The organism is Streptomyces sp. NPDC048142 (genome assembly GCF_043202835.1).
Classification (GTDB): Bacteria; Actinomycetota; Actinomycetes; order Streptomycetales; family Streptomycetaceae; genus Streptomyces.
The window spans coordinates 1-7,340 of the sequence record NZ_JBIDBC010000071.1; the positions used below are offsets into that span (position 1 = coordinate 1).

1 protein-coding gene is annotated in these 7,340 nt (G+C 65.0%); it reads left to right on the forward strand.

Annotation, left to right across the window (positions count from 1 at the left end; all coding sequences use genetic code 11):
• Positions 1–69 precede the first annotated feature (69 nt).
• Entirely contained in the window at positions 70–7,248 is a 7,179-nt protein-coding gene (locus ACGF2Y_RS36435; RefSeq protein WP_392956352.1) for a LamG-like jellyroll fold domain-containing protein, read from the forward strand.
• Positions 7,249–7,340: the final 92 nt, after the last annotated feature.

A 7,340-nucleotide genomic window follows, 5' to 3' on the forward strand; every position in this document is an offset into this window, starting at 1 on the left:
CAGCAAGCACCGATCGCCTACGAACAGCAGTCAGCTACCCTGACACTCGCCGCATAACGATACGAACAGGTGTCCACCCCTCGGGGACAAGACCCCGGCACGGAGCAGGCTGCGAGGGCCTTCGACCTGGCAGGAACCACCCAAGCCGGGCCCGGAGACTGGCCGGTTCAGGGATGGGGATCCGCTGCGGGCATGGGTCATCGAGCACCCAGCAGTGCCACCGACGCAACCGCCACCGGAGGCCGCGACGGCGCGATGGCATTGCCTGGAGAGCTGCCGGCCGAAAGCGCCTCGTCCGTAGAGCGGCTGAATCCACAGACGGAACTCCCGGCACCGGGGCGGGCTGAGCAGGTCGACAGCCCTCGGTCCACTACCACTCCAGGATTCGATGCGCAACGCAGTGTCGAGGTGGAGAGCGCGCGCAAGGAGCGGGAGTCCACCTTCCTCAACGACGACGGGACCTACACCACCCGCTTCTACAACGAGCCGGTCAACTTCCGTTCCGAGGGCGGAACATGGCAGAAGACCGACTCCTCCCTCGTGCCGGCCGGCGACACCGGTCCACGCACCATGAGCGGGAGTGACGAGGACGCCGGCTGGCGGACCAGGTCCACCGAGGCGCCGCTGACTTTCGCCCCGGACGTGGCGGCCGGGCCCGTGGTGCGGATGGAGCTGGGTGACCAGCTGTCGGTGGGCTACGGCGTCGAGGACGCCCAGCCGTCCGGCGGGCAGGTGTCCGGCAGCGTCATCACGTACCCCGAGGTGCACGAGGCCGCTGACCTGGAGTTCGTCGCGGGAAGCGGGTCACTCAAGGAGACGATGATCCTGCGGAGCAAGGACGCGCCGTCGCGGTGGCGGTTCCCGCTTCACGTGCAGGGGCTCACCGCGAGCATCGCGGAGCACGGCGGGGTGTCGTTCACCGACGTCGAGGGCGTCGAACAGGCGTGGATGCCCGCGGGCTGGATGGAGGACTCCCGGCGCGAGGACAACTCGGGCCAGGGAGAGATCTCATCAGGGGTGCGGTTCAGCCTCGTGGAGGAGGCCGGAGGGCAGGTCCTGGTGGTCGATCTGGACGAGGAGTGGCTCCAGGCGCCCGACCGGGTGTTTCCGGTTCGGGTGGATCCCTCGGTGAAGTCCGTCGCGGCGACCTCCGGTACGTACGTCCAGTCCCCGTACAACCAGAACTTCTCGAGTGCCACGGTCCTCAAGACCGGCACCTACGACGGTGGCGGGCACAAGGCGGCCGCGTTCCTGCGGTTCTCCGGCCTGGAGTCCACGCTCAAGAACGCCTGGGTGGTCGATGCCGGTCTGGCCCTCTACAACACGTGGTCCTACTCCTGTACCGCCCGTCCGGTGACGGTCCACCCCATCACCTCGAACTGGGCCGAGTCGACCACGGCCAAGTACCCCGGGCCGTCGACGGGTTCGGCTCTCGCCTCCAAGAGCTTCGCGCACGGCTGGCGGCCCGAGGGCCAGACCGCCTACCCCTGCGGCGGCGCCAAGTGGGAGTCGATCAAGCTGGGTTCGGCCGGACGCAAGCTGGTGGACGACTGGACGCACGGCCGGAAGAAGAACTACGGACTGGCGGTGAAGGCGTCGACGTCCGACTCCAAGGGCTGGAAGCAGTTCGGATCGGACGACTACCCCAACGGAAAGCCGAGCTTGGACGTCACCTGGACGCCGTACGGGGCGACCTACGGACTCGGAGAATTCACCGCTCCCGTCACCGCCAGCACCCAGGGCTCGATGAAGATCACGCTCACCAACCGGGGGCAGGCGACCTGGCCCAAGGGCGGCAAATACAAGCTGCGCTACAACCTGTACAACGCCGCGGGCACCGAGATCACCGACAGCGCGAAGATCGCATACACGGAGATGCCGAGCGCGGTCGCACCAGGGGCGAGCGTCACGGTGGACGCCAAGATCGCCCCGCTGGCTCCCGCCTCGTACACCGTCGAATGGACCATGACGGACTTCGGGGTCAGCCGGTTCACATCGGCCGGTGTTCCAGGAGCTTCCGTTCAGCTCTCGGCGGTGAACATACCGCCCGTTCTCACTGCTGAGTCTCCCCCGAGCGGCACACAAGTGGACTCCCTGACTCCAGTGCTCTGGGCCAACGGGAGAGACATGGACCGGTATCCGAAGGCTGTACTGAGCTATACGTTCGAAATCTGCGAAGTCAAGGGCGATAACACGCGTAAGAGCTGCCGCAAGGGCCCTCGGAGCGACAGACAGCAATGGACCGTCCCAGCGGACTGGCTCGTGTGGGGGAAGAACTACGCGTGGTACGCCTATGTCTACGACGGCAGTGCGACGTCCGCTCAGCCGCGCCCCGCATTTCTCAACACCGCAGTGCCACAGCCGACAGTCACAAGCCACCTCGGTGGAGCCGATGGTACGGGTGAAGTCGGATCGCGGTCCGGGAACTACGTGACGGCCTCCACGGACGCCGCCATCCCCACCGTGGGGCCGGAGCTGTCCGTTACCCGGACTTACAACTCTCTCGACCCTCGCAGGACCAACGCCTTCGGAGCAGGCTGGGCGACACGATGGGACGCACGATTGGTCCAGGAGCCCATGAGCAGCACCGTTCTCATCACCATGGCGGACGGCTCGCAGGTGCGTTTCGGCCGCAACCCGAACGGAAGCCTGGCGGGCCCGACCGGTACCACCATGGACCTCAAGGCCGATACTTCGGGCTGGACGCTCCGGCAGCGGTCCGGCACGGCCTATCGGTTCGACACCACAGGGTTGCTCTCCTCGATCACCGACGGAGCAGGCCGCACACAGAGCCTGACCTACGCGGGCACAGGCACGCAGAATCTCACCGCGGTCACCGACGAACTCTCCGGCCGCACACTTAACTTCACCTGGAGCAACGGACACATCAGCTCGGTGTCCACCCATGCAGTAGACCCCGGGGCACCTGGGCTGACCTGGACGTACAGCTATTCCGGCGACCGCCTGACGAAGGTGTGCCCACCCGCCACTTCCACTGAGTGCACCGTTTACGACTACGAAGACGGCTCGCTGTACCGCAGCATGGTTCTGGACGCGAGCCCTGTCTCGTACTGGCCTCTTGGGGAACGAGAAGGCTCAACGGCATACAGCCAGTCGCCCTCCCGTTCAGGTCTGCATGACGCGCTTTACCGGGATGTCACGCTGGGCGCCGGACCCGCGTTGTTCGGTACGGCAGACACGGCCGGCTCCTTCGACGGCACGGATTCTGTGGTCGAGTTGCCTGTCGGTGCGCTCGAGTCCAGCGACGTTCTCTCCGTCGAGCTCTGGTTCAAAACCACGAAGACCGGCGTACTCGGCGCCCTTCAGGATGCTGAGATCGGGGAAAAGCCCCGCCGGTACAGCCCCTTTCTCAGTGTGGACAGCGCGGGTAAGTTGCGTGGCCAGTTCTACACACTCGAACATGCTGGAACCCGACCTATCACGTCGTCCACGATCGTCACTGATAATGCATGGCACCATGCTGTTCTCACCAGTGAGGGCACCAAGCAGACCCTTTACCTGGATGGTTCCAGAATCGGCACTTTGACCGGTACGGTCAGCATGCGCGAGGACCAGCGAGCCTTTCTCGGGGCGGGCTGGGGCAACGAGGGTTGGATGGGCACAGCAGCTGCCACCCATCACCTCAACGGCAGCCTGGACGAAGCCGCCGTCTACAGCCGCCCCCTGGACGCCGCCACGGTCAAGGATCACTACGCGGCTCGCGCGACCAGCGGGCGCATCACCAAGGTGACGCTGCCATCCGGCAGAACCCACGCCAAGGCGAGCTACGACAACGCCAGCGGCCGCCTCATCGAACACACCGACAACAACGGTGGCACCTGGAAGGTTTCGGCGCCCACCTACTCCGCAGGATCGGCCGCGTATGCCGACGAGGTCAAAGCGGATGCCCCCGAGGGCTACTGGCGGCTCGGAGAGCGCTCAGGATCGAAGGCGGCCAGTACCGCCGGGGATGCCTCAGAAGCCTCCTACGGAGACCGAGCCCGCCTCGGCGATCCCGGGATCTTCGCCGAGGCCGATGACACCGCCATCTCCCTGGACGGAAGCTCCGATTCCTTCGTCCAGCTCCCCAACGACTTGCCCACCAGCCCGACCACACCCACCGTGGAAATGTGGTTCAAGACCGCCAAGCGGGGTGTCCTCCTTGGACTGCAGAATGCCGAGCTCGGCAAGGTCCCCACTTCCTGGCGGCCGGTGCTGAATATCGATGGGAACGGCAAGCTCCGAGGCGAGTGGTACCTGTCCGGAAACCCCGGCGCCGATCCGATCACCTCCACCCAGTCGGTGACCGACAACCAGTGGCACCACGCCGTACTCACCGGTGCAGGGAACAAGCAGTTCCTCTATCTGGACGGGGCCCTCGTCGGTTCAATGACGGGAACGCTCTCCGACCAAGGGCGTCCCTACGCCTACTTGGGCGCCGGATACGCCAGTTCCGGCTGGATGGGCGTGCCCAGTGGCACCTACCACTTCACCGGCCAGATAGACGAGGTGGCACTGTACGAGCACACCATGTCGGTCGATACCGTGAAGAAGCACTTCGCCGCACGCACCGCACTTATCTCGGGCGACAGCGCGCACTACCGTGGGGAGGTCGTGGGCGACTCACCTGCGGCCTACTGGCCACTGGACGAGGACAGCGGAGCATCCAACGCTGTCAGCAGCGCTGCCGCATCGGATGGCAACGGCACCTATATGAGCGCCACCTCCGGGACAACCGGCATCTTCGGCACAGGAGACGGACAGGCTGTACAGCTCTCCGGCAACGGTGCTGTCTCGATCCCCGGCAGAGTCATAGCCGGTACCACCGACCTCTCTGCAGAACTCTGGTTCAGAACAACCAAGTCCGGTGTCCTGCTCGGCTTCCAGAACACCAAACTCGGCGACAAACCCACTTCATGGAGGCCGGCCCTCAACGTCGACGCCTCCGGAAAGCTACGGGGGCAGTGGTACCTGACAGGAAATCCTGGAGCCAACCCCATCACCTCTTCCCGAACCGTCACCGACGGCAAATGGCACCATGCGGTTCTCACCGGTGCCCGCACCACACAATCCCTCTACCTGGACGGTGAGCTGATCGGAACGTTGCCGGGCACCATTTCCGAACAGGGATTGGCCTACGCACACCTCGGAGCGGGCTACGCCAGTTCCGGTTGGATGGGCGTGCCCAGTGGCACCTACCACTTCACCGGCCAGATCGACGAAGCAGCCCTCTACACACATGCACTGACGGCTGATCAAGTGGCGGACCACTATGAAACTCGTCAGCGCTCCGCCCTGTCGGCGCTCGTTTCCACCGTCAGCGTCACCGACCCCGCAGGAAAGGCCGTAAACACCTCCTATGACGCTTTGAGAGGGATGCGTCCGACCGCTGTAACCGATGCTGACGGTGGAACGACCACATATCGGTACGACACTGGAGGCTTCCTCCACACCATGACCGATCCGAACGGCCATGCCACCATCACAGGTCAGGACGAGCGCGGCAACACGGTCACCACGACGACATGCAGAGACACGAATTCATGCTGGACGTCGTTCACCGAGTACTACGAGAACAGGACCGATGAGCTGGACGCCCGCAATGACCTACCGGTAGAAGTGAGGGACGCCCGCTCCGCCGGCCCCCGGGATTCGCGCTATCTGACCGCTCAGACCTACACGCCTCAGGGACTCCCCGACACCACCACCCTGCCGGACGGCCGCACGACGAAGCTCGCCTACACGGCCGGCACCGAGCCAGCTGTGGGCGGCGGAACCGTCCCGGCCGGCCTGGTGGCATCCGAGACCACACCGGCCGGCGCGGTGACCGTTCACTCCTACTTCGCCAATGGTGATCTGGCCGAGTCCAAGGCCCCGTCCGGCCTCGTCGTCAAGTACACCTACGACGGTCTGGGCCGAAAGACCAGCGAAACCCAGATTTCCGACGTCTTTCCCTCGGGGGTCACCACCTCGTTCACCTACGATCGACAGTCTCGGATCGTGACGGAGACCGGCCCGGGTGTGAAGAACGAGATCACCGGCCGGACTCACACCGCCATGGTCAGCAGCACCTTTGACGCGGACGGCAATCTCCTGATCGAGAAGACCGAGGACACGACAGGCGGCGACACTGTCCGCAGCACCACATACCACTACAACGCCCGCGGCCTCAACGACTCGGTGACCGATGCCGAGACCCGTACGACGTCCTTCGTCCACGATGCCTTCGGCCGTGTGGTAGCTGAGACAGACCCGGCAGGACGCACCTACCGCCACTCCTACACACCGCGCGGCCAGCATGCGCGGACCGTGCTCCAGGACTGGGCCGGTCACCCCGACGGCGGAGTCCGCGACCTGGTGGTGGCCTCCTACGCCTATGACCCGGCCGGACAACTTGCCACCGCTACTGACGCGATGGGATCCACCACCGCCTACACCTACTTCGATGACGGGCTGCCCGCCACCGAGACCGCCAAGGCAGTCTCACAGTCCGATGGAACGCATCGTGACATCGTCCAGGTGTCCAACACCTACGACGGTGCGGGCAACCTCACCCGGCAGACCACTGGCGGAGGCAAGACCACCATCGAATGGCAGGTCGATGCCAGCAGCCGGACGACACGCGAGACCCTGGACCCGTCCGGGCTCAACCGCGTCACCACGTACGGGTACGACAAGGACGACCGTGTCAATGAGCAGGCATCGACGATCGACTCCAGCGGCAAGAAGCTGACCATCACCACGGAATTCGACGCGAGCGGAAACCCGGAGAGGGACACACTCAGCGACGGAACCTCCACGCACATCACCACACGGTCCTTTGACCAACGCGGCCTGCTCCAGACGGAAGTCAGTCCCCGAGGTAACGCGGGAGGCGCTCCCAAGCCGGACTACACGACGTCCTATCAGTACGACGTTCTCGGCAGGCTCGTGAAATCGACCAGTCCGCCCGTCCGGGTCGAGGCCAAGAACGTCCTGCCGGCCACGTTGAGGCCGCAGACCGTCACCGGCTACAACGCCTTCGGCGAACCCACCGAAACGAGAGACGCGCTGGGCGCGATCACACGCACGCAGTTCGACAAACTCGGCCGAGCCACCGCAGTCATCCTGCCGTCGTACACCCCTCCCGGCGGCACCGTCATCACCGATGCAACCAGCCGGACCACTTACGACACAGCAGGTCGGATCGCGACGACGTCCGACCCGCTCGACCGCACAACTCGCTACGGCTACGACCAGTTCGACTGAGCTTGATCCGCTTTGACGGACATTCGAGGTCAGGGGTTCAGCCCCGGGAGGATGTCCATCATGGAGAGCATGGGGAAGAAGAAGCCTCGCCG